1 protein-coding gene is annotated in these 1,433 nt (G+C 55.1%); it reads right to left on the bottom strand.

The genetic code is table 11. The features are described 5' to 3' along the window. Positions 1-278 precede the first annotated feature (278 nt). On the bottom strand, positions 279-1,205 hold the full coding sequence (locus HDG39_RS34515; protein WP_260328466.1) for a LysR family transcriptional regulator: 927 nt from the start codon (positions 1,203-1,205) through the stop codon (positions 279-281). Positions 1,206-1,433 lie beyond the last annotated feature (228 nt).

Here is a 1,433-nt window from a genome sequence, read left to right as displayed (position 1 = left end):
GATGACTGACGCCGGGAACCGGTGACCGTGATACAGCGATTTCGTTTTCTTCATCACTTCATCTTAACTGACCGCAGCGCCAACGTGACAAAGCCGTGTCCGCAATGCGCCATTCTGGATCGCAGCATTCACGAGAAATCGAAGCGCCGGTATCGGGCCGTCCGGCTTCCCGGAGAACGCAGGGCGCCGGACTGGATCGGGGCAGGAAGCGGTACCGGTTCCTAATTCCCAGATGGCAGAGCAGTGAGCCTCAAGATGGCGCAAGCTGAACGGATACGCTACGACAATAGGGTGACGAGCTTTTCCTGTAGCTCGCCGGCGGCAAGCTTAAGCTCGCAAATGAAGCCACTTACGATACCCGTCTGTTTTCTGTAGGCGGGTCTAATCAGGTTGACGGAAAATGGGATCGGCAGCGAAATCCGCCGGATGCACAGATTCTGTTCCGCAAAGCTTAGCGCAGTCAGTGGGTTGATGATGCCAATCCCAACGTTTTGCTGGACGAAGGTGCATACCGCCGTGGCACTATGGGTTTCGATCGCCGTGCGATAACTGACCCCAGCTTCCGCAAGCATCTTGTCGAGCATGATGCGATAAGGGTCCTTCCCGGATAAGCTGACCATGTGGGTGCCAGCGAGATCCTGCGGAGTAATGACAGTTTTGCTACGCAGCGGGTGGAGCGCGGGCAAAACACAGACCTCGTTGGAAACGAATATTGCCTCTGAAGTGGTGCCGTGAGGGGCTCCAGTGCATTCGGTCAAGCCGATGTCGTGACGTTGGGCGGTCAGCCACTCTTCCAGCAGGGGCGACTCTTCCGGGATGATATTTATGCCGACTTCAGGGTGTGCAACCATGAAGCGTCCGCATACGAAGGGCAACAGGCTTTGGGAAAAGACCGGCAGGCAGGCGATAGACAGGTTGCTCTGGAGGTTTCTGATCGCCTCGGCTGCACTGTGTAGGCGCTCAAGACCGAAGTATGAGGTCTTCACCTCTTCAAACAGGGCCAGCCCCTGCGGGGTGGGTTGCAAGCGCGCTTGCCCCCGTTCGAACAGCTTCATCCCAAGAACATGCTCGAAGCGTGATATCTCCCTACTGACCGTCGGCTGCGAAGTCTTTAGCAGGATGGCAGCCTTGGTCACGCTGCCGGAGGTCATGACGGCCCAGAAGATTTCAACCTGTCTAAAACTGAAGCGCACTTTTTCCTCCAAGGCGGCAACGCCCGATATTCATTCAGTAAATGCACTGAGGAGCATATCGGGGAAGCGAATCCGCTGCTAGGCATTCATGGAAAATTGACTTGAAATTCCGAGCCGTATGCATTGTCGACTTGACAAATTAATCCTAGAGGGTGTTAGGAACTTTTGTTAAGGGCTGCAAAGTGAACAAGCATAAGCACGGAGAATACGACGAAGTGCAAACCGGCCAAGGTTTCAGGC

It is taken from the genome of Paraburkholderia lebeckiae, assembly GCF_014201005.1.
In the GTDB taxonomy this organism is placed as follows: Bacteria; Pseudomonadota; Gammaproteobacteria; order Burkholderiales; family Burkholderiaceae; genus Paraburkholderia; species Paraburkholderia tuberum.
This window is presented reverse-complemented; position numbering and strand designations above follow the sequence as displayed.